Raw genomic sequence first — 26,191 nt, 5'->3', positions numbered from 1 at the left:
CAGGAGAAATCTGAGTGAAGTCTTTCAACGAATCAAGTCAGATTCCTCCTGCGTCGGAAGGACAGGTGTTGGGTTGGTTAGCTCTTTTAAAAGGGCCTTTTTCTGTTCACTTCAGATTTCACTACCTATGAAAACCTTGTTTTTGTTGCTCTCGCTGGCTTTTGCGGCCTGCTCACCGGTGCGCGTAGAGTCGACCAGCCAAACGTCAGGAGTTAATTTCTCGGCCTACAAAACCTACAACTTCATGGACGTAACGGCCCGCAATGAGGCCGCTTTCCAAGGCTCCGGTGCAGGCATTGAAGAATTGAAAGCGGCCGTAGCTCGCGAGATGGAACGCCGTGGCTACCAGCGCGCCGATTTGCCCGACCTGTTAGTTAACATCGGCGTCGTGACGCAGGAAAAGGTACAGACCCGCGAGACGACCATCTACGAAGCGCCCCGCTACATCGGGCAGCGCCGCTACCGTTGGCAAAGTGAGGAAGTGCCCGTCGACCGTTATGCGGAAGGCACCGCCACGATTGACGTGGTAGATGCCACTCGCAACGAGCGAATCTGGCAGGGCGTAGCCGCTAGCACGCTCTCCAAAGACCCCGAAAAACTCGCGTCCCGCATCAACGAGGGCATTACCGAAATGTTCGAAAAGTATCCGGTAGCGCCTAAGCAGTAATTTATGGAGGGTAATTTTTTCGGGCGTATACTATAGCGCGAAGCCTGCGCTTCGCGTATCGAGGAACAAACGGTACCGCGTAGATGCACGTCGTTCAACCTCAGCAACCATACGCAAAGCGTAGGCTTCGTGCTACAGCCTGCCTCTACCTGCTGCTTACCTTATCTAGTACGGCCACTACATCTTTGGTGGAGACTTTCTGGCCGGTTTCGGCGGCGCGGTAGATGGCCTCAATGATTTGCATGTCGCGCAGGCCCATTTCGCCGGGTACGCGGGTGGGTTTGTTGTTGAGAATGCAGTCAGCAAAGTCGTCCATTTGGCGGGCTTGCTGGGGCACGTTTTCGACGTTCATCGGGCCCTGGCTGGTGCGACCATCGAGGCCGCCATAGCCGAAGGCGGGTTGTAGCTCCATCCAGCCTTTGGTGGCTTCGGCGCGCAGCAAACTGTTCATGTTTTCGGCGTAGCTGGTGCGGCAATCGGCCACGGCCCCGTCGGCGAATTGCATCTGCCAGTTGATGCCGGCTTCCACTTCCTTGAACAGCACCGGGTCGGTTTTGGGCGTGAACTTAGCCGTGACGGACACCGGCAACTCGCCTTTAGTGTAGATGATGCCCTGCACGCAGTAGATGCCCATGTCCATGAGCGGCCCACCGCCGGCTAGCTCCTTGTCGAGCCGCCACGACATGCCCCCGGCCCGGAAGCCATTGTCGGCCCTCATTTTCTTGATGGGGCCGAGGACCTTTTGCTGGCCCAGGCGCATCATTTCCTGGTTGTGGGGCTCGAAGTGCAAACGGTACCCGATGCTGAATTTCTTGCCCGCTTTCTGCATGGCGGTAATCATCCGGCGGCAGTCGGCGGCGGAAGTGGCCATGGGCTTCTCGCAGATAACGTGCTTACCCGCGCGGGCGGCGCGCTCTACGTACTCGGCGTGCAAACCCACGGGCAGCACGATATAGATAATGTCGATGGCCGGGTTGTCGGCAATCCGGTCGAAGGTTTTATAGTCGTAGACGTTCTGGTCGGGAATCTGGTACTGCTGCTTCCATTGCGTGGCCTTGGTGGGCGTGCCCGTCACGATGCCCGCTAACTTGCAGAGCTTGGTTTTCTGCAAGGCCGGCGCCAACTGCCCCGAGCTGTAGCCGCCCAAACCCACCAGCGCCACCCCGAGCTGCTTACCCGTCTGCAAGGCCTCCAGGCTGGCGGGCCCGTAGCTGATTTCGTCTAGCCACGCCAGCGACCCGCCTAAAGCCGAAGTGCCTACCAGCGTAGCCCCCACCCCTAACGAGAAGGTGCGCATAAATTCCCGACGGGAAGCAGAAGAAGAGGAGTCAAAGGTTTTCATAGCAGGGAGTTGGAGGTGTTAAGGAGCACGACGTACGTAGCAAGCCAGTGGATTTCGTGCCAATATTTCAAGAGCAAACGGCCGCAAAAGAATCCAGCTACTCAGTACTTGCGCTTTACTACTAAGGCGTACCTGATTCCGCGGCTGATGGTTACGCACAAAGCCCCGACAGTTCACGTAACTGCTGGGGCCTGCGTTGTTACTTCATCTAAGAGGGTATAGAGAAAATCCGCCAAAGCCCACTGAAACGTCATGCTGAGCGTGTGGAAGCCTCTCTACCACTTCATTCTAACAAAGCGGGAGAGAGGCTTCGACATGCTCAGCATGATTTTCTAAAGACTTTCCCTACAAGCTCTAAATAACTAGCAACGGCTCTGTCCTTCCGACGCAGGAGGAATCTGAGTTAGTTCTTTGAACGTGTTTTCCTCAGATTCCTCCTGCGTCGGAAGGACAGGGTCGTGTTTGGGTGAGCACTGGCAAAACAATCAGCGCGGCTTGCTGGTGTCGCTTAGGCCGTTGACTAGAATAGGCAAAGTGCCGAAGAGCAGCACGATCTTCCGGTCAGCCCACGGAATGCCGGGAACGAGGCTACTAACGATTAAAAACAGCGGTGGACTTGCTAGGCCAATGCCGACGTGGGTGCGGAAGCTGATGAGCGGAAACGGGCCGGGCGGCGGAAAATTGGTAATGGCCGCCGTAGTGCCTTCCAACAGCCCGTGGCCAACTATGAGCATGGCTGCTCTGCGGTTGCGCTGCCACATCCAGGCGGCCAAGCCCATAATGGCCGGGAAAACCAGTAGATCGAAATACGCGTGTGCTCGCGGCGAAATCGGTTTGGGCACACGTTGCACCAACAAGCTAGCCCCAACTAGCGCGTTGGCCGCGGCTTGCGTTAGCCACGAATTAAATTGCGCCATATACCTCTACTATCGTTACTTCCACTTCCTCTATTGGCGCTGAAGTCGCGTCCGTCAGATTGGCCTCGGCCGTGCCGTTCGCCTCGGTCATGGTAGTGGTTTCTGCCGGGCCGTTTTGGTTGTCACGAGAGGATTTGCCGAGCATCCAGGCGGCGGTACCGAGGCCAAAAAGAGCCGCAGCTGTCAGCAGCGGATGCTTTTGGGCTTTCACATAATAGCTACCCGAGCGAAACCAGCCTTCGTGCGAACCACGCTCGCGCAAGCCGTAGCCAGCCTGGTACAAGCCCGAGGTTTCGTGGTTGCGTGAAGGGCGCTTGGGGTCGATTTGAGTGGGATAGATGAGGGCTTCCATAATCTTATCCATGAGCCGCGGCGCGAGGTGGCCGACCGCCGCCAGGGCTTTGGCTTGGAAGCCCACGTACATGTCGCGCTTGGGGTGTGCGGCCGCAAACAGAATAGCTTCGGCTACAGCTTCGGGCGGATAGACCATGCCCCGGTGGGCTACCTGGCGCTCATAGTAGCTTTGGGCGTGCTCGTTGTAGGGCGTGTCGATGCGGCCGGGGTGAATGAGCGTCACCGAAACCGGCGCTTTTTCAATCTCCAATTCCATGCGTAGCGCATTGGTCCAGCCGTGCAGCGCGTGCTTGGAGGTGCAGTAGGTAGATTGTACCGGCGTGGCTCGGTCGCCGAAAAAGCTGCCGATGTTGATGAGCGCCCCAGGCTCCTGGCGCCGCTTGTAGTGCTCGACGGCCAAGCGCGAACCATACACCGCGCCCCAGTAATTGGTGTCGAACATGCGCTTCATGTCGGAGATGCTCACCTCGTCGCAGTGGCCGAAGATGGACACGCCCGCATTGTTCACCCACGTATCGAAGGTACCGAACTCCGCCACGGCAGCCGCGGCCAGCCGGAACATATCTTCCTCGCTGCCGACGTCGGTGGGCACGGCTAGTGCTCGTCCGCCCTGGCTATTTATTTCGTCGGCGAGCTGCCGAATAGCGTCGGCATTACGGGCGGCCAGTACCACGGCCGCGCCTTCCTTAGCTGCCATCCGCGCCGTTACCAGCCCGATGCCGCTGGACGCGCCCGTGATGACGATTACCTGTTGGTTTAGGGGTTTGAGTTTCATGTTTGACACAACTGAAAGGGTCCAACTAATTGTGGTATCTCCTTCAGACCTACGACCTCAAACACAACTGGTTATAGACGAGCCAGGTCCCAACGGCACTCAATCTTAACAGTAAAACGCACTCAACCCAATGGCAATAAGTGTCTATGCAATAGGCTATTAGTCAACTAGACGGTTGTGCTGCAAGTAGCGCAACATAATCACTTGGGCGCTGTAAATAAGGCCGCCTAGCTTATAGCAGGTAAGGTGCCACAGAGGTTGTAGCGCGAAGCCTGCGCTTCGCGTGCCGTTGCTGACTGCCAGGAGGTTACGACTATCATCGTTCAACGATACGCGAAGCGCAGGCTTCGCGCTACAGCCTTCGCCAACCGATACGCCCGCTTGAAAGCGGCAGACCGGTAAGCCTACAGCGCCCGCACGTAAGCTGCCATTTTCTCCCGTACGGCTTCGTCCGGCAGTTCCCCTTCGCCTGCTAGCAGATTATCGGCCAGATGGTCGGGGTTGCGGGTGCCGGGTATCACGCACGTGACGGCTGGGTGGGCCACCAAGAACTTAAGCAGGAACTGCGCCCAAGTGGTGATGCCCAACTCCGCTGCCCAGTCCGGCAGCACCTTACCCCGCACTTGCGCCAGCAGATTGCCTTTGGTGAAAGGCCGATTGATGAGCGTGGCAACGCCGCGCTCCGCGGCCACGGGAAGCAACCGTTTTTCCGCATTACGGTCGAGAATGGAGTAGTTGAACTGCACGAAATCGATAGTCTCAGTGGCTAGGATCTGGGCTAGCTCGTCGTGCATGGCGTTGGTGTAGTGCGTGATGCCCACGTACCGGACTTTGCCCGCGGCCTGCCAGTCCCGCAGGGTCCGCAGGTGCGTTTTCCAGTCCACCAGGTTATGAATTTGCATCAGATCCACGGCCGGGCGGCGCAGCTTGCGCAACGAATCTTCCATCTGTTGGATGCCAGCTTCGCGGCCTTGGGTCCACACTTTGGTGGCGTAGAAGAAGGCGTCGGGTATTTCCGTTTGGCTGGTTAAGTCGCCCACTACTTCCTCGGCCCGGCCGTACATCGGCGACGTGTCAATCACGGTGCCACCAGCCGCGCGCAGCGTCGTTAGGGTTTGCTGCAACTGCGGATAGGCGGCAGTGCCGCGCACATCAAACGTCTGCCAAGTGCCCACCCCAACAACGGGAAGCAACTGCTGGCTGGAAGGAATCAGGCGAGTGAGCATAGGAAGGGCTAGAACGTAGGTAAGAGGTAGGCCCGAGGCGCTTACATCTGCTGCCGTAGCGCCATCAGCAAGGCCGCTGCGTTTTGCTGCGCCTCGGCTTTTTCCTGCGTGGTGAGCACGGGTTTGAGCAGTAAATCGAACACCGGGCGCTGGGTTGGCGGCAAACCGGCCCGCTTCACGCGGCGGTCCTTCAACTGCAACTTCTGCACCATGGCCGTAACTTCCTGCAAGGCCTTCTCCGGGCTTGGCGCCTTCCGGGCCGTAACCGGCGGGTTGGTTGTTGAGCCGCCGCTTACATAGGTGTATTCGAGCAGGCAGCCCTTGCACGCGGTGCCTTTGGGCGCGTCCTGCGAGGGTCCGGAGGTGATGGTGGCGCTGTCGGTGGCGAGGTAGAGCTTGGTGCCGTCGGGCGAAACGGCAATGTCGCGGTAGCGGACGGGCGCTTTGAAGTACATCACCGTGTCGCTGGCTACGGCTGTGCCGTTGTCGTTGAGCTTGAGGCGCACCAGCTTGCCGCGTTTCAGGGTCGGAATCAAGAGCGAGTTTTGCCAGCCCGGAATGGCCGTAGCCGTGTACACCGCCAGGCTGCTGGGCGCTTCCGAGTTCCAAGTCGGCTCGTCGGGGTCGTGGTTGCGGGTGCGGGTCAAGACGGTGGTCAGAAAGTCGTGGCTGAGGGGGTAGAGCGTGGCCAGCGGGTCGCGGTAGGTGGCTCCGAGGGCGTTGGCGTTGGCTTGCTCGCTGCTGATGGTGGGGTAGGTGGTGTGCCAGGGGCCGGGCAAGCTGGCGTGTTCGGAGGCCGCCGCGGCCAAGCCGTTGTAGTTGCCATCGGCAAAGCCTAGCACCAGCGGATGCCCGTAGTTTTTGCCTTTCTCGACGAGGTTCACTTCATCATCCGAAAACGGTCCGTGCTCCGACGAGTACAGCCGGCCTGCGCCGCCCACCACGGCGTACGCCAGCCCCTGCGCGTTGCGGTGGCCGATGCTCCACACGGCGCTTTGGCGTTTGGTGCTAAAGGGGTTGTCGTTCGGAATCCAGCGGTTTTGCGGGTTAGCGTCGGCATCGGGCTCCAGGTTGAAGCGCAGCACTTTGCCTTCGTACGAGTTAGGGTTTTGAGCGTGGTTGGGCCGGCCGCCGTTTTCGAACTGACCGGCGCCTAAGTCGCCCACTGAGTAGAACAGGTAGTGGCGGCCGGCTACCGGGGCTATGAGCAGGCGGCCGGCGTTGTGGTCGTTGCTGGCCGGAATGGTGTCGCAAAGCACTAGGGGGCGCCCCAGGGTTTGGGTGGCGGCATCGTACTCGTAGCGCACCAGGCGGGCCGTAAAAAAGTTGCCGCCGTGGTTGGGGGCGCCGCCTTTGCCGGGCTGGTTGGCGCCCGCAAACGAATTAATGTAGGTGAGGTACACGTAGGGCTGGCCTTGCAACAGCCGCGGGTGCAGCGCCAACCCCATCAGGCCGCCCTGCGGCCAGGGCTTGCCCCCGTCCACCGAATCCGGAATCTTGTCGTAGCGCGGGAAGTGCCGCTCCTTGCTTGCGTCCAGGAGCACTTTCCGGTTGCCCGTGGCCGGGTCTACGCGGCTGACGCGGTAGCCCTTGGCTTCGGTCATCCACACGAAATTGTCGGGGCCGTAAGTGATTTCCCAAGGGTCGCTGAGCTGGCGGGCCACCACTCGCTCGGTGAACTGCTCGCCCTGCGGGCCCGCTACCGTTTGAGCAAGTGCCTGGCTAACCAGCATAACGCCTATACCACACAAAACTATAAGTTGTAGCCGCATGAATTCTCGGGGGATCTAGCTGGAAAGCATTCTTTGGAAAGGCGGCTTTCCTTACTCTCAGGCAGCTAATTAGGTTATGGTTGACCTTGCGGTGAAACGGGCGGTTTGATACCGGGCAACGTCGCGGCAATAAGCGACTTATACTGTTTGCAACAGAGCGAGTTAGATGCGGATAGCCCTGAAATATGATATTGGTTCGTGAAATCAGTATAACATCTTCCCCCGTCGCCGTATAACATCTGCCACGGTGCGGTTGGGAATGTGCGGTCTTCTGTGCCTCGCAACGGCTGTCGGTTCCACTGCCTTCCAACAAGGCTTGCTTTGCAGTAAGCCTTCATTTTCAACCAAGCCCCCAGCCTTAAATATTATGGCCAAGAAGAAAATCAAATCCAAAAAAACAACCAGCGCCGGCAACAATAAGTTAGCTGGATTGACTAAGTTGAAACTAACCAAAAACCAAACGAACGTCCTCGTCGGTGCAGGCGTAGCCGCTGCTGCCGCAGGTGCCTACTACCTGACTAAAGGCAAAGTCGATTGGTCGTTTCTGACCGGCAAGAAAGGTGGTGCCAAAGCTTCGGGCAGCCCAACGGCTCCTAACGCCGAAGCTCCGGTGGATGTGGCCCTGAACAACGAAGTAGCCGAATCCACAGTGCACAACCCCAACAACGATGGTGAATTCACCGACGATGGTGCTACCGGCAACGCCGACTAGTGAAGCTACTAGTTAGCTAAACTGCCAATAGCAAACGGCGCCCGTACTGCAATGGTACGGGCGCCGTTTGCTTACAAATGAGGGGTGAAGCATTGGAAAGTCCTGCTTTCGAGCAACTGAATTGCCAGGCCTAGCCGGCTACTCGTCTTCGGGAAACTTACCCATACCACCACTTTCAAAATCGGCAATGGCTTGCACCAATTCCTGGTTGGTGTTCATCACGAAGGGGCCATACGTAGCCAACGGCTCCTCGATAGGCGCCCCGGCCAGCACCAGCAGAACGGTTTCCTCGGTAGCGGTGAGTTGAATATCGGTCGAGTCCCAGCCAAATACCACTAGTTGCTTGACAACGGCGGACCGGTTGCCGTGCAGCGTGATAGCGCCTTTCACTACATAAATACCCACATTGTAGTCAGCGGGCAGGCGCAGGGTGGTTTCCGTGTTTGGGGCCAGATGCACGTCCAAGAGCGTGATAGGCGAGAAGGTTTCGGCGGGACCGGTCAGGTTCTCGTACTCGCCGGCAATGACGCGGATGCTGCTTTGGCCACCGGGCATCGGCAGGCTAGGAATGGTGGCGCTCCGAATGTTTTGGTAGCGGGGTGGGGCCAGTTTGTCTTTTTGGGGCACGTTCACCCACAGTTGCAACAGCTCTAGGGTACCGCCTTGCCGGGCAAATTCCTTTTCGTGGCGCTCCTCGTGCAGCAGGCCCGCGCCGGCCGTCATCCACTGCACGTCGCCAGCGCCCAGAGTACCGCTGTGGCCGGCCGTGTCGCGGTGGGCAAGGGCGCCCTCATATACCACCGTCACGGTTTCGAAGCCGCGGTGCGGGTGCGGCGGCGTGCCCAAGGGCGCCTCAGTGGGCGCCACCGGCATCGGGCCAGTGTGGTCGATGAGCAGGTAGGGGCTAAGCTGGCGGATACGCGGCCCCGGCATCGGGCTGGTTACGTCGAAGCCGTCGCCGACGAACTTCTTGTTGCCATCAATTACTTGGAAAATGCGGCGGAAAGACGAGGAAGTCATAAATACAATCAGGGTAGGGGCGAAGCAACGTCAACTAAACAACTGCTCGTAATACGGTTGGCGAGAAGCTTTCGTGGTTACTTACGTCACACAACAAAAGTCAACGACTTTCTTCCGCTAGCATCTGCGTGAACCGCTCGCGCCATGAAGGTGATAGGTAGGGCAGTTCTAGAATTTCCTGAATCTTATTTAGGTCTTTCGGGCCTGTTGTAAGGTTATCGGCTATATCCTGAACGGTGACGTTGTGAGCGGAAGGCTGCACCAATATGATTGAGTCGCCAACTCGCACAACCCCTTCCTGCTGCACCCGGAAATAAATGCCGCTGCGCCGTGCCTGTTCGAAACGCTGCACCATGCTGTCGTCTTGCAAGCGAATGCCCAGCTTGAAGCAAGGCCGCCGGGGCTGAATTGCCATCAGGATAGCCGATCCTATTTGGTAGCAGTCGCCGATGCGCACGTCTTTTTCCAGCAGCCCCACCGTTGTTAGGTTTTCGCCGAAAGCTCCTGGCCCCAGCTTTTCGGCGGGAAGGTGGTTTTGCCAATACGCGTTGTGCTCCTGCGGATACGCATACACGGCTTTGTTCGGGCCGCCGTGCACCCGCAAGTCGGCTTGCCCATCACCGGCCAGGTGCTCGGCATACACCTGCACTGGCTCCGAGGTGGGGTGCTTGAAAATGCTGGTGCGGACCACTTTACCATTCCAAACATAGTCTTGAGGTAGTCCAACGTTGACGGAAACGATGTGCATGGAAGTGCGGTCTGGGAACGAACTGTACAGTACAAGAGTACCACAACATTGTGGTATCCGATGCGTCTCCTGCGGAAATTGAGGAGTTATAAGACACCCCAACCATATTGCTGAAGCTATAATACCTTAAAGAAGGGCGCTATCATTACACTGTCCAGTTAATTCTGCGCTTAGGATTTCCACATGCTTGAGGTTGTGAAAAGTGTGACTAGCATTTATATATTGGTAATAATATATTGTATCTTGGTTTATAACAGTTTTACAAACCATGTATACGATGTGTAGAGACGCGACACTTCGCGTCTTGCCGTTGCTGAGGTTGTTAGTCTTGTAGTACCGGTCGTTCAACGCCGAGACGCGAAGTGTCGCGTCTCTACACATCGTGTATGAAACTGCTATAGATGCCTAAAAGCAAACGCTAAAACTGTAAATGAGACTTCGGACTTATAGTATTTTCTTATCATAAAAAGAACTATCACGAAAACTGCACCTATAAATTACATGAGCTAAACAGTTTTTTGCTTTATCTACTCTAACGTAACCCGGCATTTTAATTCAAAATAGTTGATATTAGGAATTATTTAACAGGAAATAATTCCTACTGATTGCTTTTTACTTGAATTATTTGATTTATAGTCGATGCTGTAGCTTTATGTTGATGTAAACTTGTTTTAGTTGTTTAATTACTTCAACTCTCTGGTCATGGAAACAGTGCAAATATCAACAGAAGCAATACTACGGCATCATCTAGAAGCGTTTTGCAATAATGATGTCGAAGCACTAATCAAAGATTATGTGCCTACGTCGGAGGTATGGACACCAGATGGCGCGTTGATAGGCTTGGATAGTATTTCCTCGTTTTATTCGTATGTATTTACTTTGTTGCCAAAAGAGAGCTTGCATTTTGAAGTGAGAAAAGAAATTGTAAAAGGTAATAAAGCCTATATCGTTTGGAATGCAAGTAGCACAATAATTAACGTCCCCCTCGGAACAGATAGTTTTGAAATTGAAGACGGAAAAATTGTCTGGCAATCTTTAGCAGCTCATATTGTTCCTGCTTCATAAAGAATCTACTTATTGAATTTTGTTGATAGGTTATCTAGTAGAATAATGCGGGAATCTTTCTTTGAAAGCTCGTTGTCAGCGTTGCTAGTTAGTGCTGAAGACTTGATGTTAATTGGCTTGTTCTTCACAGAATCGAACAGCGTTAATACGGATTATAATAGTCAGCAATGTGAGGCGGGAGGAGTTGATAAGTAGGTTCTTCCTACGCTTCATCCCCCTAATCCGACGCTTCGGTAACAGCAAGTTTCGTCGGCCTTAGCAGCCGCCCACTTTTGGGCATCACTTCGCTGCTACCGCCATGAAACGTCTGTTACTCTCGCTGTTCCTGCTGCTGGCCTCCACCTTGGGGCTCTTCGCCCAATCCACTACTCTCAGCGGCACCGTCCGCGACGCGGCGGGCCAGTCGCTGCCGGGCGTGAACGTGTTTCTGCGCGGCACCTTTGATGGTACCAGCACCGATACCCTCGGCGCTTTCCGCTTCGAAACCCAGCAGGCTGGCGCCGCTACGCTGGTGCTGAGCTTACTCGGCTATCAGCCCCAAGAATTGCCGCTAACCTTGAATGCGCAACCAATGAAGCTGAGCTTGAAGATGAAAGGCACTCCGCACGTGCTAGGCTCCGTGGTGGTAACGGCTGGTGCGTTCGAAGCCAGCGACGAGAAGCGCTCCGCCGCCCTCAACACCCGCGACATCCAGACCACGGCCGGGGCGCTGGCCGATGTAGCGGGTGCGCTCAACACGCTGCCAGGCACCACGCGGGTAGGGGAGGAGGGCATGCTGTTCGTGCGCGGTGGGGCTGCCAACGAAACCAAAGTATACCTGGATGGCTTGCCCGTGTTAAACTTCTACACCGGGTCGGTGCCCGCTGTGCCGGCGCGAGGACGATTTTCACCCACCTTGTTTCGGGGTACGGTGTTCAGCACGGGCGGCTATTCGGCGCTGTACGGGCAGGCGCTGTCGGGGGTGTTGCTGTTGAATTCTACGGATTTGTCGCCGGAAACGCAAATGGGGCTGTCGGTGTCGTCGCTGTTTGTAGGAGCTTCCCAAACCAAGCGGTGGGAACGAACTTCGCTGGACGTGTCGGCCGACTATACCAACCTGACGCCCTACACCGGCCTGATACCGCAAAATGTGGAGTGGGTGCAGGCGCCCCACTTGGGCAGTGGTTCCGTTAAGCTCAGCCATCGCACCGGCCAAGCCGGCATGCTGAAAGTGTACGGCACCTGGAGCGCCCAACGCCTCACCATTCGGCAGCCTAGCCCCGAGCCCGCCGGCCAGCAAACCGTAGCACTTTCAACCGGCAACGGCTACCTCAACACCACCTTCCGTAGTTCCTTGCGCCGCGGCTGGAGCGTGCAAACCGGCGTGGCCCTGTCGCGCGACAATAAAAACGTGCAACCCGATACGCTGCAACTGCGCACCTTGGAGCAAGCCCTGGTCGGGCGGGTGGTGCTCACCAACGATTCGGCGGGTGCCCGCTGGAACCTCAAGCTTGGCGTGGAAGGCTTCGGGCAACAAGTGACGCAGCAGTATCAGCCCCGCGTAACTGACGCCGGCACCCGCTACGAAACCACTTTCATTGAAAAGCGGGCCGCCAGCTTCGTAGAAACTGATTTTCAACTGAGCGACCGGCTGGCCGGCCGGGCCGGCGCGCGGATGGAGTACTCGGCGCTGCTGGGCCGTGCCAATGCCGCACCGCGTGTGGCCCTGGCCTACCAAACGAGTGCGCATAGCTCGGTGTCGGGGGCTTACGGCCGGTTCTACCAAACGCCCGATAACAGTTTGCTGCTAGTACAGCCTAAGTTGCGTTTCGAGTTGGCCACGCATTCGGTGCTCACCTACCAATACAACCACGACGGCAAACTGCTGCAAGCGGAAGCCTACTTGAAAACCTACGACCACCTCACCCGCTACGACGGCCACGACCAATACAATCCGGCCGCCTACGACAACGGCGGCACCGGCTACGCCCGCGGCCTCGACGTACTCTGGCGCGACCGGAAAACGGTGAAAAACCTGGAGTATTGGGTGAGCTACGGCTTCCTGGATACCCGCCGCCAGTACCGCACCGACCCCGTGTCGGCCATTCCCACTTTTGCAGCCCGACACAACGTGTCGGTGGTAGGTAAGTATTGGGTGCCCAAACTTAACACGCTCTTCGGGGCCACCGCCTCCTACGGCAGTCCCCGCCGCTACCACGACCTCAACCACGAAGGCTACAACCAAGGCGTGTTGCCTACCTACCAAGATGTAAGCCTAAACGCTAGCTACCTCACCCGCCTGTTTGGGCAGTTCACCATCGTGCACGTTTCGGCCTCCAACCTGCTCGGCCGCCAAAACGTGTACGGCTACCGCTACGCTAGTTCCCCCAATGCCAGCGGCCAGTTCAACCGCACTGCTGTGACGCCCACCGCTCCCCGCATGCTGTTCGTGGGCGTGTTCATTTCAATAAACAAGAAAAGCCCCGGCGACGCGAACGAGCGGCCCGAATAGAACCTCACCCCTAGCCCCTCTCCAAAAGAGAGGGGGACTAACTCTAGAGTTGGAGTCTAGTGCAAAAGAGTCTAGCTCTAGAAACTATAAAGCTAGTTCCTCTCTCTTCTGGAGAGGGGCTAGGGGTGAGGTTCCAACGCTTCATCCAACTAATTCGACGCTTCAGTAAGCGCAAATTTTCTTGGGGTGTGGGGCCGTGCACCTTTACAGCAGTCAAACACCTTACTCCACTTTCTTCTTCCGCATCATGAAAAAGTCCTTCCTCGCCCTCGCCCTCTGTGCGGCTTCTTTCGCCGCCGCGGCGCAGACGCCCGCCACTTCAGCTCCCGCCACGGTTACTGCTACCCCTGACGTGTACACGCAGATGATGGCCGCCACCATCAAGGAAATGCAGGGTACCAACAACCCCGCCGCTACCCAACAAGCCATTAGCAAGTTCGAGCGGGCGGCGGCTGTAGCGGCCCAAGACTGGTTGCCGCGCTACTACCAGGCGTATGGCTACGTGCGGTTGGGTTTCCTGACCAAAGACAGCGAGTTGCAGGATAAGTACTTCGACCAGGCGCAAACGGCCCTCGACCAGGCCCGGGCTCTGCCAGCGGCCGATGCTTCCGAGCTGGGGGTGATGCAGGCCTACCTCTACCAAGGCCGCATCATGGTGTCGCCGATGACGCGGGCCATGAAGTACACGGCGATGGTGGGGGAAAGCCTCGGTCAGGCAGAAAAGGCAAATCCGCAGAACCCGCGCGTGTATCTGGTGCGCGGCAACGACTTCAACTTCCGGCCCAAGATGTTTGGGGGCGGAATGGAGGCGGCCAAGCCACACTACGAAAAGGCAAAGGCGCTGTTTGCCACGTTCAAGCCGGCCACAGTGCTGAGCCCGAATTGGGGTGAGGCGAGCGTCAAGGGACTGTTGACCGAAAGTGCAACGCAAACGGCCTCCAACTGATAGTAACTGACCCGTTGGAGAAGGACTGCTTAGGCGGGGCTTTCCCAACGGGTCTTTTCGTTTACTTTGATGGAAACTTCCTTGCCGTTGTCCGTGGCGCAGTCCAACCCTTCTTCCCTGTTCACGGCTGGCTACCGGCCAGCTTCAAACTCATGGGCCGCCGTGTGGAAAGCGTTGCGGGTGTTGGTACTCATCTCCGCCTTCCTCACGGTAGTCTTGAACCCAGGGGCTCTAACTAACGCAACGCGCCTGGCTCTCACCTTTGCTATTACGTTTGCTTACAGCACGGGGCTCTGGTTTGTCAATTGGTTTGCGGTTGACTGGCTCAACGGCCGTATTTCGTGGGCTGAGCGGCCCTTGCGCCGAATGCTGGTTACGCTGGCCTTATCGGTAGGCGGGTCGGTGCTGGTTATTTTGCTGATTCAGGTGGCCTACCTGTTGCTCTCGCACAAGTCGCTGGCGCTGCTGTGGCAGCCGCAGATGTACGGCCAGGTATTGGTGCCCTTGGGCGTAACCATCATCATTTCGCTGTTCAACCACAGCCGGGCCTTTTTCCTGCAATGGCGCGAAGCCGCTATCCGGGCCGAGCGGGTGGAAAAGGAAAACGCCGTGGCCCGCCTCGACTCCCTGCGCCGCCAGGTGGACCCGCACTTTCTCTTCAACTCGCTGAACGCCCTGACTTCCCTTATCGAAGAAGACGACCCGGCCCGCGCCTCGCGCTTCGTCCGCCAACTGGCCAAGGTTTACCGCTACGTGCTCGACAGCCAAGAGCAGGAAGTGGTAACGCTAACCGAGGAAATGCGCTTCGTGGAAGCCTACGTGTTCTTGCAGCGCACCCGCCTCGGCGAAGGGCTGCAAGTGGAAATCAACCTGCCGCCCGCCGCCGACCTCGACCAATTGCTGGTGCCGCCGCTGGCTGTGCAGTTGCTCCTTGAAAACGCCCTCAAACACAACGCCACCAGCCAAAAACAGCCCCTGCACATCCGGATTACGCTGGATGCTGCCGCGCGCCAGCTGGTCGTGCGCAATGCCCTGCGCTACCGCCGCGTCCCCGATGAGGAATCGACGGGCTTGGGTTTGCGCAACCTCTCCGCCCGCTACGCCTTCCTGACTTCGCAGCCAGTGACGGTCGAGAAAACCGAAACCGACTTCACCGTGATACTGCCCTTGCTGACTCTAACATCCTCGCCGCTTTAATAGCTTATAACACAGCTGATAGAGGCCGATACCAAGCTGCGCAGAAACTTTTATCTGAAGAAACACGAACATTCATGTAGTTACATCAGTTGTAGGCAATCAAATAGCAGAAAACATAATCAGCTTTTTAGATTGCTTACTATGAGTCAGGAATCAACCTTGTTTACGCCCTTCCAAATGGGCGCGCTCCACTTGCCCAACCGCCTCGTAATGGCCCCCATGACCCGCAGCCGGGCCAACAACGACGGCAACGTGCCCACCGATTCCACGGTGAAATACTACGTGCAGCGTGCATCCGCGGGCCTTATCATCACCGAAGGGTCGCAGATTTCGCAGCAGGGCGTGGGCTACATCTACACCCCCGGTATCCACTCCGAAGCCCAGGTAGCCGGTTGGAAAAAAGTAACCGATGCCGTGCACGCGGAAGGTGGGCGCATCTTCATGCAGTTGTGGCACGTGGGGGCTATTTCTCATCCGTTTTTTCAGAACGGCGAATTGCCCGTAGCGCCATCGGCGGTGCAGCCTACCGGCGTGAAAGCTTTCACGGCCAACGGCATGGAAGAAATTCCTGCGCCGCGCGCCCTGGAAACGCATGAAGTGAAGGCTGTAGTAGAAGATTTCCGCAAAGCCGCCGAAAATGCCAAGCAAGCCGGTTTTGATGGGGTAGAAATCCACGGTGCCAACGGGTATCTGGTGGACCAGTTCATTCAGGACAACACCAACCAGCGCACCGACGAGTACGGCGGCAGTGTGGAAAACCGCGCCCGTTTCGCGCTGGAAATAGTGGAGGCCGTAACTGGCGTATTTGGCGCCGACCGCACGGGCATTCGTCTCTCTCCAACCGGCAACATGGGTGGCATCAACGACTCCAACCGCTTAGCCACGTTCAGCTACGTAACCGAGCAACTCAACAAGTTCGGGCTGGCTTATCTGCACGTTATCGAGGCGCTACCGGGGCACCGCATGGCTGCTCAGCCTGGCCAGGAGCCCGTAGCCCCTACGCTGCGCCAGATCTTCAACGGTCCGTTCATCCTGAACGGCGGCTACACCCAAGAAACCGCCGAAGCCGCCCTCGAAAACAACGAAGCCGACCTGATTGCCTTCGGCATTCCGTTCATCTCCAACCCCGACCTGGTAGAGCGCTACCAGCGCGGTACGGCCCTCAACGACCCCGACCAAGCCACGTTCTACGGCGGCGACGACCACGGCTACATCGACTATCCGTCGTTGGAAGAATCGTTGGCCGGCGCTACCCAGGACATCGACCAGAGCAGAAACTAAGGTTGTCCTTCCGACGAAGGAGGATCTGAGTTAACCTATTTGAGGCTTTACCTAGATTCCTCCTTCGCCAGAAGGACAACATTCTGTTTGAAAAAGGAAGAGTTTGCAAACTAGAAAGCCAACTGCTGAGAAGTAGTTGGCTTTTTTGTGCTTATGCTAACTTTCTTCTTTCGCCTGTGGAGCGCATGGCGGCAAAGCAGCCTGCTTAATATGTGGCGTTTCTGGCTTTAGTCAGCTACTTCCCTGAACTTGCCCGTAGCTCTTCTACCGAGGAGCGAGGAGTAACCAGAAGTTATATTGCTATGTCCCAAACCTTGCGCGCTCTGATTGTTGAAGACGAACCGCTGGCCGCCCGCCGCCTAGCCGACTTGCTGAAGAAGCAACCAACCCGCGTGGAAGTAGTAGGCACCGCCGAGTCGGTGGCGGAAGCAGAAGCGCTGCTCGAAACGCTACGGCCCGCGCCGGACGTGCTGTTTCTGGATATCCACTTGGCCGATGGACTCAGCTTCGAGTTGTTCGAGCGGCTGGAAATTCGTATCCCCGTTGTCTTTACCACGGCGTACGACAAATACGCCCTGCGCGCTTTCAAAGTGAACAGCGTGGACTACCTGCTCAAGCCCATCGACCCCGAAGAGCTAACGGCTGCCCTGGCCAAGCTGCAACAGCTGCGCGAAGCCGCTACGCCAGCCTTCGATGCGGCGCTGCTGGCCCGGGTGCTCCAGCAGGCGCACCCCGCCAAGGAATACAAGTCGCGCTTTGTGGTGCGGGTAGGGGAGCATCTGAAAGCTATTCCAGTAGAGCAGATTGCCTACTTCGCCAGCCTGGAAAAGGTCACGCTCTTGCACACCCGGGAAGGCCGGCGCTTCGTGGTCGACTACACGCTGGAGCAGCTAGAGCAGATGCTCGACCCCACCGAATTCTTCCGCCTCAACCGCGCCTACCTGGCCCACGCCGACTCCATCCACGATATTATCCACTACACCAACTCCCGCCTCCAAACCGTGCTCAAACCCACCGCCCCCGAAGGCGAAACCGTGCTCGTAAGCCGCGAAAAAGTAGCCGCCTTCAAGGCATGGCTGGATAGATGAGCACCTCGCCATTACCGTCATGATGACTACCGCAAGCATGCGCCGTTTAGCGGCGGTAATTTCCTTGTTAGGGCACCCATTGCTCACGAGCACAGCGTTTGTGAGTTTCATGGCTTGGCAGAACCTTGACGACGACCCAACTGCCGTATGGAGCCTTGGTAGCGTAGCCACGATGGCGGCACTCATCAGCCTCTGGAACCTTCGCCAAACGTGGCGCGGCGCATACTCCAACTTTGATGTGTCGCAACAGACGCAGCGCCAATCGTTTTATCCGGTGCTGCTGGGGTTGCTGGGGCTGGCGACTACCGCTCTGTTCTGGCAGCAGGCAGGGCTATTCCGGTACGGCCTGCTAGCGGCCTGGCTGTTAGTGCTGATTTGCTACACAATTAATTTCTGGCTGAAAATCTCGCTGCACGCAGCTTTGTCGTTCTTTCTGGCCTGCTTGGTGCTGCACTTGTACTCCGGGTGGGGTGTACTGGCCCTGCTACTGGCAACAGTAATAGCGGCCTCGCGGCTGGTGCTGCGGCGTCATACGTTGCCAGAACTAGTGACAGGTGCTATAATCGGCGTAGCGGCCGGGGGCGGGCTGGCTTGGTTTCTGGCGCACGTAGCATCTAACAGCAAAGCCAGCTAACCCTCCAGCCACTGCTTTAGGGCCGCGGCTTTCTCCCGGCTTACCAGCACTTCTTCGCCGGGGGCGGGCTGTAGGTCGAGCAGCAGCTTGCCGTTGAAGTGAGGATGCAGGCGCTGCACGGCCGGAAGCTGAGCAATGAATTGGCGGTTGAGGCGGAAGAACTGGCGCGGGTCGAGCAGGCTTTCCAACTGTTCTAGCGTGTAATCGACCAGGAACCGGCGGCCGTCGGTGGCAACGAGCGTGGTGGTTTCGTGGCGGCTCTGGAACCAGGCTATCTGAGGGACGGACAGAGGAAGCAACTGCTCCCCACTGCGAACCAGAAAGCGAGTTTTGTACTGCCGGTCGGAGCGGGGCAGGCTGTCGAGGAGCCGTTCCAGGCGGCGGGCCGCGTCGTCGGCAATGCCGGCGGCGGGCGGCAAATTGGCGGGGCTCCGCCACTCTCGCAGTTTGGTGAGGGCGGCCTGCAACTCGGCGAGCTTTACGGGTTTCAGCAGATAATCAACGCTGTTGGCCTTGAAAGCTCGAATGGCATAGGCATCGTAGGCGGTGGTGAAAATAACGGGGCTGCGCACCAGCGTTTGTTCAAACACCTCCAAGCTCAACCCATCGGCGAGCTGAATGTCAGATAAAATCAAATCGGGAGCGGGATGCGTAGCCAGCCACGCCAGCGCGCCCGCTACGCTGTCGAGAGCGGCCAGCACCTGTGCTTCAGGCACGGCTTCCAGCAGCAACCGTTGCAGGCGCTCGGCGGCCGGATATTCGTCTTCGAGGATCAGAACGGTCATGCAGGGCAACGAGTTGAGATGATGAAGGACGTTTATAGTAAAGCGTATCCAAATCTCACGTTGTCCTTCCGACGCAGGAGAAATCTGAATTAATCCGTTGAACGATTTAACTCAGATTCCTCCTGCGTCGGAAGGACAACGTGAGATTTGAATAGCCACTTAGCACACGCCACGGAGTTGGTGCGCAAATTGGCGAGTTTCTTCCTCGGGAAAAGGCTGCGTGAGCGACTGGTACAAGCTGCGCTCAAACGTCATATCGAAATACGCCGCCGTTCGCCGAAACGGCACCTCGAACCCTTCCGGCAAGTTGTGGTCGGAGCCGACGGCGAGCAGAAAGGCGTGTTTGCCGGCAAGCGCGCGGCCTAGTTGTTTGTGGCTGTCAGTAAGATCGGTAAGCCGGTCGAGGAAGTGTTTCATCACCCCGCTCATGCTGTACCAATACACTGGCGTCGCAAATACAATTGCCGGATGCTGCACCATCAGGCTAGCCAGGTGCGGAAAGGCGTCTTCGGCCGGATATTCGTGGTCGTAGCTGTAGGGAGCCACCGGCCAATCGAGCAGGTTTACGAGCGTGTGCGGCACCTTGGCCAGCGCCCCCGCTACCAAGCGGTGCGTGTCGCCGGCTTGGCGGGCGCTACCAAGAACAACCAAGGGCGTAGTGGCGGTAGAGGCAGATAAGGGCACGGCGAAGGCTAGTGAGAAAGGCTCGATAAGGCAGGAGCCGCCGGTAAGTGCGTGCTAAAATACCAGGTCCAGGCGATGAACAACAGCTGTAGTGGAACCCGAAACCACAAGTAGCGCGGGCCGGGGCCATCGGTGGTGCCTTTTTGGTAGTTGATGTGGTGCAAAGCCGCGTGAATATTGCCGGGCAGCACCAACACAAAAAACACCAGCAGCAACCAGCCCGCCAACTGACGCAGGCCAGGTACGAGCAACCCCACGGCCGCTGCCAGCTCCATTAGCCCCGTGACATACACCCACGCTTTGCGGCCGGGCAGCCAATCCGGCAACATCAGCACCATGCCTTTCGTGAGAGTGAAGTGCGCCATTCCCGTAAACAGCAGCATCACGGCCATGGCTACGTTGCCAGCCAGCAGGTAATTCAAGCTGCCTCCAAACAAGCGGGTAGCACCCAATGCCAGCAGGAAGGTGCCGAGCAAAACAAATAAGGGCTTCATAAAATAAATTTTGAGGAAAGGAGCCGCTGCGCTTACTCGGCAAGCAGCGGTAGTTGCACCCGAAACCAGCCATCGTCAGTGGAAATCGTAACGGGCTGCGGCGCTTGCAACAGCTCGTAGCGGTGGCGCACATTGGCCAGGCCCATGCCCGTGCCGGGCGCCAAACCGGCCGTGCGGGGGCGCAGCGTATTTTCTACGGTGAAATAGGTGCCAGTACCGTCCGCCGACAGGCGTAGCTCCAACGGAAACTGCCGCGACGCCACGTTGTGCTTCAGCGCGTTTTCAACCAGTAGCTGCACGCTCAGCGGGGCTACGCGGGCCGCCAGGGCGGCGGGCGCCACGGTGGTGGTCACGCGCAAGTTGTCACGAAACCGGACTTTCTGTAGAGCCAAATAAGTGTCCACGAAAGCTAGCTCTTCGGCTAGTGGCACGGTGGATTTGTCGCGGGTGAGGAGCACATAGCGGTACACGTCGGCGAGCTGCTCCACAAACTCTTGGGCGGGTTTGTTGCTGGGCTCGATCAGGGCCGAGAGCGTATTGAGGGTGTTGAAGAGAAAGTGCGGATCGAGCTGGCTTTGCAGGGCTTCGAGTTGGCTTTGCACGCCGGCGCTTTGCAGTTGCTCGGCCCGGCGTACATTCTGCTCCCACTGCCGAAAAAAGTAAATGGTTTCGTAGAGCGTTTGCACGGCCAGCGTGGGAAATAAGTTGAAAAACGTAGCCGACAACTGAGAATTGAAGTGCAGGTCGAAGTGCTTGGGCAGCATCCAGTTGAGTGGTATCCGCAGCAGCACTGTCGCCACGCTCGTGAATACCACCGACCAGCCGGCCAGGCTCCACAGGCGCCGGCTGGTTTCATCTACGTGCGGAAAGCGCCGCAGCAGCCAGTCCCACAGCGCCCGGTTGCCAATCCAGAGGAAGGCGGTGAAATACAGCGAAATGCCCCAATCGATGAAAAATAGTGGTGCCGTCCAGGCCCGGTGCTCCGATGCCGTGAGCAGCGTGATAATCAAGCTCAGAATAGGAATACCAAAAAGGCGGAGGCGGCGGTCGTTCATAGCGGCGGGCAAGATACGGGCATTAGGTGGCCGCCAAGCCAACTGCTCGCCTGCGTTGCCGATAAGCAATTAGCATAAAGAATAAGGCTATTGCGGTGCACAAAAGCGAGGGTAAAAACTGACTATACGGTTGATAAGCAGCCAGTACGGTGCCCGTGAAGGCCGAGAGCAGCGCCGCGTAGGCACTCATCATCTTCCAGATATGCTCGTAGTGCCAGGCACCCCGCTGCCACTGGCGGCGCCATCCGAAGCGACTTAAATCGTATACTGTAGTAGCCACCAGCGTGCCCAGCGCGCTGTACATCACCACCGGCGACCACACCAATTGAATGCGCGGCAACAGCGCCAGAAATGCCAGCCCACCCACTAAAAACACACCTGAAAACAACCCGTCGAGCAAAGTTGGACCAGTAGCCCGAATGCGCAGCGTCCGGTAGCCCGCGTAGGCTTGGTAGGTGCTCAGCAGTACAATCACGGTCAGGAAGGGCCGGAAATTGAACACGGCGAGTCCCAGCACGGCTGTTGCAAGCACCACGGTAGTCAGGCGCAAAAACCAGTTCCCGAACCGCCGATGTACCGCGCCGCCTTTAGTTGCCAACAACGGCACCAATCCCACCAGGAGCGCCAGCGTGCCAAACAAGATATGGATACCAATATTGGCCTGATGCAGGGCTTGCATAAAGAATGGGTTGAGTTGGTGGGGGCTGCCGTCAGAAGTAGAAAAGCCCAGCAGCCTCTATCAAAGCTGGCAAGCGCGGGGGTTAGCTGAGAGATTCCAAGTGGATGGAGTCAGCTTATTTGATGCTAAGCAGCGGTACGCCCTGCGTGGCTTGCCAATACAGCGTGGCTACGGCTCCGGCATACAGTACGGCACCGAGCCACGTCAGGAGAGTGGCGCGCCGGGGCACGTACCTACTCAACCACCAGCCCAGCAACGGCACCAACTGCAACGCGTGCAGCCCCAGGAAATGGGCAACGCGCAGGTCGCCGGCGCGGGTGCTCCACCCGACGCCGGGTAAGCCGGGGCCGCCGTCGGGGGCGCCTACCGTGTGAGCCAGTTTCCCAATCATGGCGCCGCCCACGGCACTCCCCACCAGAAACAGCAGCAGCCCCAGGCGCACGCCCCACACGTAGCCGGCTGGCCCGTGGGGCCGGTGCCGCCACGCCAAATACACGGCCCACACCACGAGCACCGTATTGACGGCAATAAACAGCCCCATCAGGCTAAACAGCGCCCCATCAAGCGGCGAACCAACATTGTAGTGCGAGGTAGTGCCGCGGGCTGCTTGCAGAAAGATGATAACGATTTCCACTCCAATGGCCACCGCCACGCCCCAGCTAATCCGGCGTACTGCCCGTTGTGCGGCGGCCGGCAAATCGGCGAGCAGCCAGCCCAAGCCCCAGACGTAAATGATGTCGGAAAAAAGGAACTTCAGCGGCTTAACCCACGGATTCACGTTCGTTACCAGCCGCTCGTCGAGGGCTAAGCCTAGCACGGCGCCCGGCAGCAACACTAGGTGCAGCCACCCCGCCCACGACAACACCGGGCTAACGCGGTGCAATATCACCAGCCAAGCGCGCACCGCAGTGAACACCGATAAACTAAAGCCAGTAGCCCCATCAGCGGCGGGGGCAGCAGAAAAAGCAACCGTTTTCATAGTTGAAAAGAGTATGGTGAGTGATAAAAGCAACCTCCTTAGTTAGCCACAACTGGTGTAGGGTACCAGCGTCGGAGCAGCGCGTAAAGCAGTAGGCCCAATGGGCCGAGAAGGAAGGTGAGCAGCAGGGCCGGTACCAGCAGCAAATGTGGCACTCCGCGTTTGTGGGCATCGTGGGTTTCCCAAACACCGATGCTCAAATCGAAGCAGAGGTAGTGCACCCACCCAGCAAGCAAAGCCCACGGGTCGCGGAAGAGGGCTGCTACTTCCTTTAAGGAACTGAAGCCGCCCTCACTGGCGTGAGCCCCCAGGTAATGACTGCCAATCAGCAAGCCGTAGGCGACTGCCAGCACAAGTGGCAAGGCGCCACTGAGCACCAAGCGGCGGGTTAGCACCCAGCGCGGCGCCAATAGCAACAGTGCCCAGCCAAGCATGGCAATCGGATTGGCTAAGGCGAACAAGGAATCGGGGGTGAGAGCCATAGTAGTGTGCTTACTTGATACTCAAAACTACACGCTGCCTGGCGGCTTGGCACTCGCAAAAGGGGTGAAACGGCAGCCCCAACCCATGAACCGTAGACCTGGGCCCGGTGAAGCGCGGCTTACGAAAACGCTACTTCGCAACTTCCCCCTCAAGTGGACGTAACTTCGCGCCGTGGTACTGTTATTTCGATATGGGTGGCGGCCGGTTCTGCTGGCTCTAGGACTGGAACTTAGTTTGCTCCAGCCCGCGCAGGCAAGTATCGCCGATCCGATAGCGCCTCAACACGAACACGACAGCGTAACGGTGCGCCAACCGCACCGGCGGCCGGTATTTCAGCTAGACATTCGCAACTCCATTGTTAACCGGCGCTTTGTGTCGGTGCCCGGGCTGAAATTGGGTGTTGAGTGGCGGGGCCGCTTGCGCACGGGCATTGGGGTATATCTGCTGAGCAACGGTATTCCCTCGCGCCAGCCCATCCCGGCGGAGCTGCCAGCCAATACCAGGGCTGAGTTGCGCCTGCGCTATGTGGCGGGCTATGGCGAGTACGTCGTACTAGGCAATCCGCGCTGGGAAATAGCCACCCAGCTTCAGCTAGGCGTAGGCAAAACCTACGCGCACTACACCTTGCCCGACGAGAGCCGGGTTCGCTCGCCCAAGCGGGTTATCTGGTTAGTTGAGCCTTCTTTGGCGGCGCAAATGCGAGTTTACCGCTGGCTAGCCTTGGGTTCGGGGCTAGGCTGGCGGCAGCCCGTCTTCGTCAACAACCTTACGCAACGAGAACTGAACGGTCCGGTATTTTATGGCCGCGTCAAACTCTCCCTCGGCGACATATACAAAGTGTTCCGTGGCCGCGAACGTTTCTTCACCCAGCAAGGCCTACGCCGCGCCGACTGGTAGCAGCAGCTTCAGAGACAGTAGCCTGCGCTCTGTTTGCAGCGCAGGCTACTGTCTTTCCTTTGACTAGGTACTTGGACTTAGCAATCCTGCGCTATGCTTGCTGCTACCGCGCGTGCCAACTGGAGCGGAGGAGTAGAACGTGGTTCTCGCGGTATGGTGTTAGCGCGGCCCAGTGCAAATCCGACAACGAAAGCAAGCAAGACAAGACAGGTTAGTAAATATTTTCTCATAACATAATTAAAATAAGGAGCCGCTTCTGCGATTTCAAACTGTTATTAGCTGAAGTTTTGCTTCGCGCTTATTGCATTAATACTCTAATTGTGTAAACAATGCTCAGTGATTGATTGCAAATAAATCAAAATAATTTAGCTTAAATAACCATGAATAAGAATTATTAATTTGCTATAGTTCAATTTAAGTAATCCGTTTGAATTAAAGTTGTTTTGGACATATTATGTAGAAACTGTCTGGTATATTCCCCGATAGGTACTATTTATGTGCAGAAATTACATGTCTGTTAGGTTGTTGCATAATAGATTAAATTAAGAAACGCAAAAAACCGAGGACGAGGGAAAGCGCACCAGTATATTGCTTTAACAGCTAGCTTAATGCGCTAATGTTTACAAATCAATTGGGTTTTTTAAGCCACCGCTTCTTGCTATAAATACAGAAGCTCCTGCTCTCTAGCAATAGAGCAGGAGCTTCTGTATCATGTTACTTTCAATTCCAGCTATTCCTCGGTTTCGGGGGCTTTGGGCAGGCTTTGCAACGTAGCCCGTCGATTAAGCTTACCGGAAGCCGTAGTGCGGAACTCTCCCACGTATATCAGTTCGCGAGGTCGTTCGTATTTGCTCAGGCGCTTGCGAAGTAGGCTCAGGAGCTGTTGCTGCTGCGCTTCGGCCAGCGGTTCGCCTTCCAGATAGGCTGTTACCTGCTCGCCCAGGCGTGCATCGGGCTGGCCAGCTACAAACGCCCGGCGGACGGGTAGGTTCAACTCCAATAGCGCTACTTCCAGTACTTGCTCCACCTTCTCGGCTTGCACTTTCACGCCACCGCTGTTTATCACAAAGTCCAGCCGGCCTAGCCACTCGAACGTGTGCGGGTCTAGTAGCTTCACGTGGTCGTTGGTCGTGACAAGCTGGCTATCGGTTACATCGGCGCGCACGGTGAGGCAGCCGCGGGCATCTTGCGCTACGTGAATGCCGGGCAACACGCGGTAACCGGTAGTAAGGTCGGGGCCATTGAGGCGACGCAGGGCAATGTGCGAGGCCGTTTCAGTCATGCCGTAGGTGAGGTATACGGGCACTGTCAGTTGCCGAATTTCTTTGGCCAAACTCTGATCCACAGCGGCTCCGCCCACCAAAATGGCTTTCATTTGGTTGAGGCGCGGCGCGTGCCCGGCCGCTAGCACGGCCCGTAGCTGCAAGGGCACAAACGAGGCAAACGTAAATTCTGCTTCGGCTGGTAGCAGTGCAAATGGGTCGGCTTGGGGTTCTACAATGGTGAGGTGCATGCGCCGCTCGAAGCCACGCACTAGCATCATCATGCCGCCCACAAACTCGCAGTTCAAACACACCAGCATCCGGTCGCCGGGGCCTAAGTCGAAGTAGTCGCCGGTGCGGCGGGCCGAGGCTTCCAATTGCTGGCGCTTCATGAGCACGGGCTGCGGCTGACCCGTAGAGCCGCTGGTGTGCAGGGCTACGTCCTGGGTTCCGTTTAGCCACTGGCGGCAGAAGTCCAGCACCTTGGCTTCATAGCCGTTCAAATCAACGGGCGTAGTGGCCGGATACTGCTGAATATCGGCGTAGCGGAATTCGCGGCCGTTGAGTAGGAGGGAATCAGGAAGCAGGTCGGAAGAAGAAGCCATAGAAGTAGAAAGAAGCCAGCAAAGTAGGCCGTC

Annotated in this window: 25 protein-coding genes; 10 read left to right on the top strand and 15 right to left on the bottom strand. The window is 57.4% G+C overall.

Features of this window, described 5'->3' with window-relative positions:
* Nucleotides 1-127: 127 nt before the first annotated feature.
* Entirely contained in the window at nt 128-667 is a 540-nt protein-coding gene (locus ACFE7X_RS02915) for a DUF4136 domain-containing protein (RefSeq protein WP_375434161.1), read from the top strand.
* A gap of 145 nt (nt 668-812) precedes the next feature.
* On the opposite strand, the gene ACFE7X_RS02910 is transcribed toward ACFE7X_RS02915, so the two are convergent.
* The 5 genes from ACFE7X_RS02910 to ACFE7X_RS02890 form a co-directional block, all read right to left on the bottom strand.
* Nucleotides 813-2,009 carry a Gfo/Idh/MocA family protein gene (locus ACFE7X_RS02910; RefSeq protein WP_375434160.1) on the bottom strand — a complete coding sequence of 399 codons (1,197 nt, stop codon included), beginning with the start codon at nt 2,007-2,009 and terminating at the stop codon, nt 813-815.
* A 485-nt stretch (nt 2,010-2,494) separates the two neighbouring features.
* The gene (locus ACFE7X_RS02905) at nt 2,495-2,926 is read right to left on the bottom strand and encodes a hypothetical protein (protein ID WP_375434159.1); all 432 of its coding nucleotides are present in this window, start codon (nt 2,924-2,926) and stop codon (nt 2,495-2,497) included.
* Nucleotides 2,913-4,055 (bottom strand): SDR family oxidoreductase, encoded by a 1,143-nt coding sequence (locus ACFE7X_RS02900; protein WP_375434158.1) that lies wholly within the window; start codon nt 4,053-4,055, stop codon nt 2,913-2,915. The genes ACFE7X_RS02905 and ACFE7X_RS02900 overlap by 14 nt, the downstream gene beginning before the upstream one ends.
* Before the next feature lie 404 nt (nt 4,056-4,459).
* On the bottom strand, nt 4,460-5,281 hold the full coding sequence (locus ACFE7X_RS02895; RefSeq protein ID WP_375434157.1) for an aldo/keto reductase: 822 nt from the start codon (nt 5,279-5,281) through the stop codon (nt 4,460-4,462).
* A 41-nt stretch (nt 5,282-5,322) separates the two neighbouring features.
* On the bottom strand, nt 5,323-7,014 hold the full coding sequence (locus ACFE7X_RS02890; RefSeq protein WP_375434156.1) for a PQQ-dependent sugar dehydrogenase: 1,692 nt from the start codon (nt 7,012-7,014) through the stop codon (nt 5,323-5,325).
* A 406-nt stretch (nt 7,015-7,420) separates the two neighbouring features.
* On the opposite strand from ACFE7X_RS02890, the gene ACFE7X_RS02885 reads away from it, so the two are divergent.
* A complete protein-coding gene (locus ACFE7X_RS02885) occupies nt 7,421-7,765 on the top strand; it encodes a hypothetical protein (protein WP_375434155.1) in 345 nt (114 codons plus the stop codon).
* A gap of 138 nt (nt 7,766-7,903) precedes the next feature.
* On the opposite strand, the gene ACFE7X_RS02880 is transcribed toward ACFE7X_RS02885, so the two are convergent.
* Nucleotides 7,904-8,785, bottom strand: a complete 882-nt coding sequence (locus ACFE7X_RS02880) for a pirin family protein (RefSeq protein WP_375434154.1) — start codon at nt 8,783-8,785, stop codon at nt 7,904-7,906.
* A gap of 100 nt (nt 8,786-8,885) precedes the next feature.
* Entirely contained in the window at nt 8,886-9,533 is a 648-nt protein-coding gene (locus tag ACFE7X_RS02875) for an MOSC domain-containing protein (RefSeq protein ID WP_375434153.1), read from the bottom strand.
* A 702-nt stretch (nt 9,534-10,235) separates the two neighbouring features.
* On the opposite strand from ACFE7X_RS02875, the gene ACFE7X_RS02870 reads away from it, so the two are divergent.
* The 7 genes from ACFE7X_RS02870 to ACFE7X_RS02840 all read left to right on the top strand — a co-directional run bounded on the left by ACFE7X_RS02870 (nt 10,236) and on the right by ACFE7X_RS02840 (nt 18,235).
* The gene (locus ACFE7X_RS02870; protein ID WP_375434152.1) at nt 10,236-10,598 is read left to right on the top strand and encodes a nuclear transport factor 2 family protein; all 363 of its coding nucleotides are present in this window, start codon (nt 10,236-10,238) and stop codon (nt 10,596-10,598) included.
* Between the two features lie 298 nt (nt 10,599-10,896).
* Nucleotides 10,897-13,089, top strand: a complete 2,193-nt coding sequence (locus ACFE7X_RS02865) for a carboxypeptidase-like regulatory domain-containing protein (protein WP_375434151.1) — start codon at nt 10,897-10,899, stop codon at nt 13,087-13,089.
* A 247-nt stretch (nt 13,090-13,336) separates the two neighbouring features.
* The gene (locus ACFE7X_RS02860) at nt 13,337-14,035 is read left to right on the top strand and encodes a hypothetical protein (protein ID WP_375434150.1); all 699 of its coding nucleotides are present in this window, start codon (nt 13,337-13,339) and stop codon (nt 14,033-14,035) included.
* 69 nt (nt 14,036-14,104) lie between these two features.
* A complete protein-coding gene (locus ACFE7X_RS02855) occupies nt 14,105-15,232 on the top strand; it encodes a sensor histidine kinase (RefSeq protein ID WP_375434149.1) in 1,128 nt (375 codons plus the stop codon).
* Nucleotides 15,233-15,373: 141 nt separating this feature from the next.
* A complete protein-coding gene (locus ACFE7X_RS02850; protein ID WP_375434148.1) occupies nt 15,374-16,513 on the top strand; it encodes an alkene reductase in 1,140 nt (379 codons plus the stop codon).
* Between the two features lie 302 nt (nt 16,514-16,815).
* Nucleotides 16,816-17,601, top strand: a complete 786-nt coding sequence (locus tag ACFE7X_RS02845) for a LytR/AlgR family response regulator transcription factor (protein ID WP_375434147.1) — start codon at nt 16,816-16,818, stop codon at nt 17,599-17,601.
* A gap of 19 nt (nt 17,602-17,620) precedes the next feature.
* Nucleotides 17,621-18,235 (top strand): hypothetical protein, encoded by a 615-nt coding sequence (locus ACFE7X_RS02840; RefSeq protein WP_375434146.1) that lies wholly within the window; start codon nt 17,621-17,623, stop codon nt 18,233-18,235.
* Here ACFE7X_RS02840 and ACFE7X_RS02835 read toward each other — a convergent pair.
* The 7 genes from ACFE7X_RS02835 to ACFE7X_RS02805 all read right to left on the bottom strand — a co-directional run bounded on the left by ACFE7X_RS02835 (nt 18,232) and on the right by ACFE7X_RS02805 (nt 23,393).
* On the bottom strand, nt 18,232-19,020 hold the full coding sequence (locus ACFE7X_RS02835; protein ID WP_375434145.1) for a LytR/AlgR family response regulator transcription factor: 789 nt from the start codon (nt 19,018-19,020) through the stop codon (nt 18,232-18,234). The genes ACFE7X_RS02840 and ACFE7X_RS02835 overlap by 4 nt on opposite strands.
* Before the next feature lie 159 nt (nt 19,021-19,179).
* A complete protein-coding gene (locus ACFE7X_RS02830; RefSeq protein WP_375434144.1) occupies nt 19,180-19,704 on the bottom strand; it encodes a flavodoxin family protein in 525 nt (174 codons plus the stop codon).
* An 8-nt stretch (nt 19,705-19,712) separates the two neighbouring features.
* The gene (locus ACFE7X_RS02825; RefSeq protein ID WP_375434143.1) at nt 19,713-20,198 is read right to left on the bottom strand and encodes a DoxX family protein; all 486 of its coding nucleotides are present in this window, start codon (nt 20,196-20,198) and stop codon (nt 19,713-19,715) included.
* Between the two features lie 32 nt (nt 20,199-20,230).
* Entirely contained in the window at nt 20,231-21,253 is a 1,023-nt protein-coding gene (locus ACFE7X_RS02820; RefSeq protein ID WP_375434142.1) for a sensor histidine kinase, read from the bottom strand.
* A gap of 22 nt (nt 21,254-21,275) precedes the next feature.
* Entirely contained in the window at nt 21,276-21,932 is a 657-nt protein-coding gene (locus ACFE7X_RS02815) for a hypothetical protein (RefSeq protein WP_375434141.1), read from the bottom strand.
* A gap of 115 nt (nt 21,933-22,047) precedes the next feature.
* Nucleotides 22,048-22,911, bottom strand: coding sequence for a hypothetical protein (locus tag ACFE7X_RS02810; protein ID WP_375434140.1), 864 nt, complete (start codon nt 22,909-22,911; stop codon nt 22,048-22,050).
* 38 nt (nt 22,912-22,949) lie between these two features.
* Nucleotides 22,950-23,393 carry an ABA4-like family protein gene (locus tag ACFE7X_RS02805; RefSeq protein ID WP_375434139.1) on the bottom strand — a complete coding sequence of 148 codons (444 nt, stop codon included), beginning with the start codon at nt 23,391-23,393 and terminating at the stop codon, nt 22,950-22,952.
* A 172-nt stretch (nt 23,394-23,565) separates the two neighbouring features.
* On the opposite strand from ACFE7X_RS02805, the gene ACFE7X_RS02800 reads away from it, so the two are divergent.
* Nucleotides 23,566-24,291 (top strand): hypothetical protein, encoded by a 726-nt coding sequence (locus tag ACFE7X_RS02800; RefSeq protein WP_375434138.1) that lies wholly within the window; start codon nt 23,566-23,568, stop codon nt 24,289-24,291.
* Nucleotides 24,292-25,021: 730 nt separating this feature from the next.
* On the opposite strand, the gene ACFE7X_RS02795 is transcribed toward ACFE7X_RS02800, so the two are convergent.
* Entirely contained in the window at nt 25,022-26,158 is a 1,137-nt protein-coding gene (locus ACFE7X_RS02795) for an AMP-binding protein (protein WP_375434137.1), read from the bottom strand.
* Nucleotides 26,159-26,191 lie beyond the last annotated feature (33 nt).

The sequence above is a fragment of the uncultured Hymenobacter sp. genome (genome assembly GCF_964242765.1).
Classification (GTDB): Bacteria; Bacteroidota; Bacteroidia; order Cytophagales; family Hymenobacteraceae; genus Hymenobacter.
The sequence above is the reverse complement of the archived record's forward strand: the minus strand, read 5'-3'. Positions and strand labels throughout refer to the sequence as shown.

Bases quoted from the DNA above. Each gene is read 5' to 3' on its own strand.
- ACFE7X_RS02875 (WP_375434153.1), bottom strand. From the start codon at position 9,533: ATGCACATCGTTTCCGTCAACGTTGGACTACCTCAAGACTATGTTTGG.
- ACFE7X_RS02820 (WP_375434142.1), bottom strand. From the start codon at position 21,253: ATGAACGACCGCCGCCTCCGCCTTTTTGGTATTCCTATTCTGAGCTTG.
- ACFE7X_RS02915 (WP_375434161.1), top strand. From the start codon at position 128: ATGAAAACCTTGTTTTTGTTGCTCTCGCTGGCTTTTGCGGCCTGCTCA.
- ACFE7X_RS02860 (WP_375434150.1), top strand. From the start codon at position 13,337: ATGAAAAAGTCCTTCCTCGCCCTCGCCCTCTGTGCGGCTTCTTTCGCC.
- ACFE7X_RS02880 (WP_375434154.1), bottom strand. From the start codon at position 8,785: ATGACTTCCTCGTCTTTCCGCCGCATTTTCCAAGTAATTGATGGCAAC.
- ACFE7X_RS02835 (WP_375434145.1), bottom strand. From the start codon at position 19,020: ATGACCGTTCTGATCCTCGAAGACGAATATCCGGCCGCCGAGCGCCTG.
- ACFE7X_RS02895 (WP_375434157.1), bottom strand. From the start codon at position 5,281: ATGCTCACTCGCCTGATTCCTTCCAGCCAGCAGTTGCTTCCCGTTGTT.
- ACFE7X_RS02885 (WP_375434155.1), top strand. From the start codon at position 7,421: ATGGCCAAGAAGAAAATCAAATCCAAAAAAACAACCAGCGCCGGCAAC.
- ACFE7X_RS02910 (WP_375434160.1), bottom strand. From the start codon at position 2,009: ATGAAAACCTTTGACTCCTCTTCTTCTGCTTCCCGTCGGGAATTTATG.
- ACFE7X_RS02805 (WP_375434139.1), bottom strand. From the start codon at position 23,393: ATGGCTCTCACCCCCGATTCCTTGTTCGCCTTAGCCAATCCGATTGCC.
- ACFE7X_RS02865 (WP_375434151.1), top strand. From the start codon at position 10,897: ATGAAACGTCTGTTACTCTCGCTGTTCCTGCTGCTGGCCTCCACCTTG.
- ACFE7X_RS02795 (WP_375434137.1), bottom strand. From the start codon at position 26,158: ATGGCTTCTTCTTCCGACCTGCTTCCTGATTCCCTCCTACTCAACGGC.
- ACFE7X_RS02870 (WP_375434152.1), top strand. From the start codon at position 10,236: ATGGAAACAGTGCAAATATCAACAGAAGCAATACTACGGCATCATCTA.
- ACFE7X_RS02855 (WP_375434149.1), top strand. From the start codon at position 14,105: ATGGAAACTTCCTTGCCGTTGTCCGTGGCGCAGTCCAACCCTTCTTCC.
- ACFE7X_RS02810 (WP_375434140.1), bottom strand. From the start codon at position 22,911: ATGAAAACGGTTGCTTTTTCTGCTGCCCCCGCCGCTGATGGGGCTACT.
- ACFE7X_RS02905 (WP_375434159.1), bottom strand. From the start codon at position 2,926: ATGGCGCAATTTAATTCGTGGCTAACGCAAGCCGCGGCCAACGCGCTA.
- ACFE7X_RS02815 (WP_375434141.1), bottom strand. From the start codon at position 21,932: ATGCAAGCCCTGCATCAGGCCAATATTGGTATCCATATCTTGTTTGGC.
- ACFE7X_RS02890 (WP_375434156.1), bottom strand. From the start codon at position 7,014: ATGCTGGTTAGCCAGGCACTTGCTCAAACGGTAGCGGGCCCGCAGGGC.
- ACFE7X_RS02825 (WP_375434143.1), bottom strand. From the start codon at position 20,198: ATGAAGCCCTTATTTGTTTTGCTCGGCACCTTCCTGCTGGCATTGGGT.
- ACFE7X_RS02850 (WP_375434148.1), top strand. From the start codon at position 15,374: ATGAGTCAGGAATCAACCTTGTTTACGCCCTTCCAAATGGGCGCGCTC.
- ACFE7X_RS02845 (WP_375434147.1), top strand. From the start codon at position 16,816: ATGTCCCAAACCTTGCGCGCTCTGATTGTTGAAGACGAACCGCTGGCC.
- ACFE7X_RS02900 (WP_375434158.1), bottom strand. From the start codon at position 4,055: ATGAAACTCAAACCCCTAAACCAACAGGTAATCGTCATCACGGGCGCG.
- ACFE7X_RS02840 (WP_375434146.1), top strand. From the start codon at position 17,621: ATGATGACTACCGCAAGCATGCGCCGTTTAGCGGCGGTAATTTCCTTG.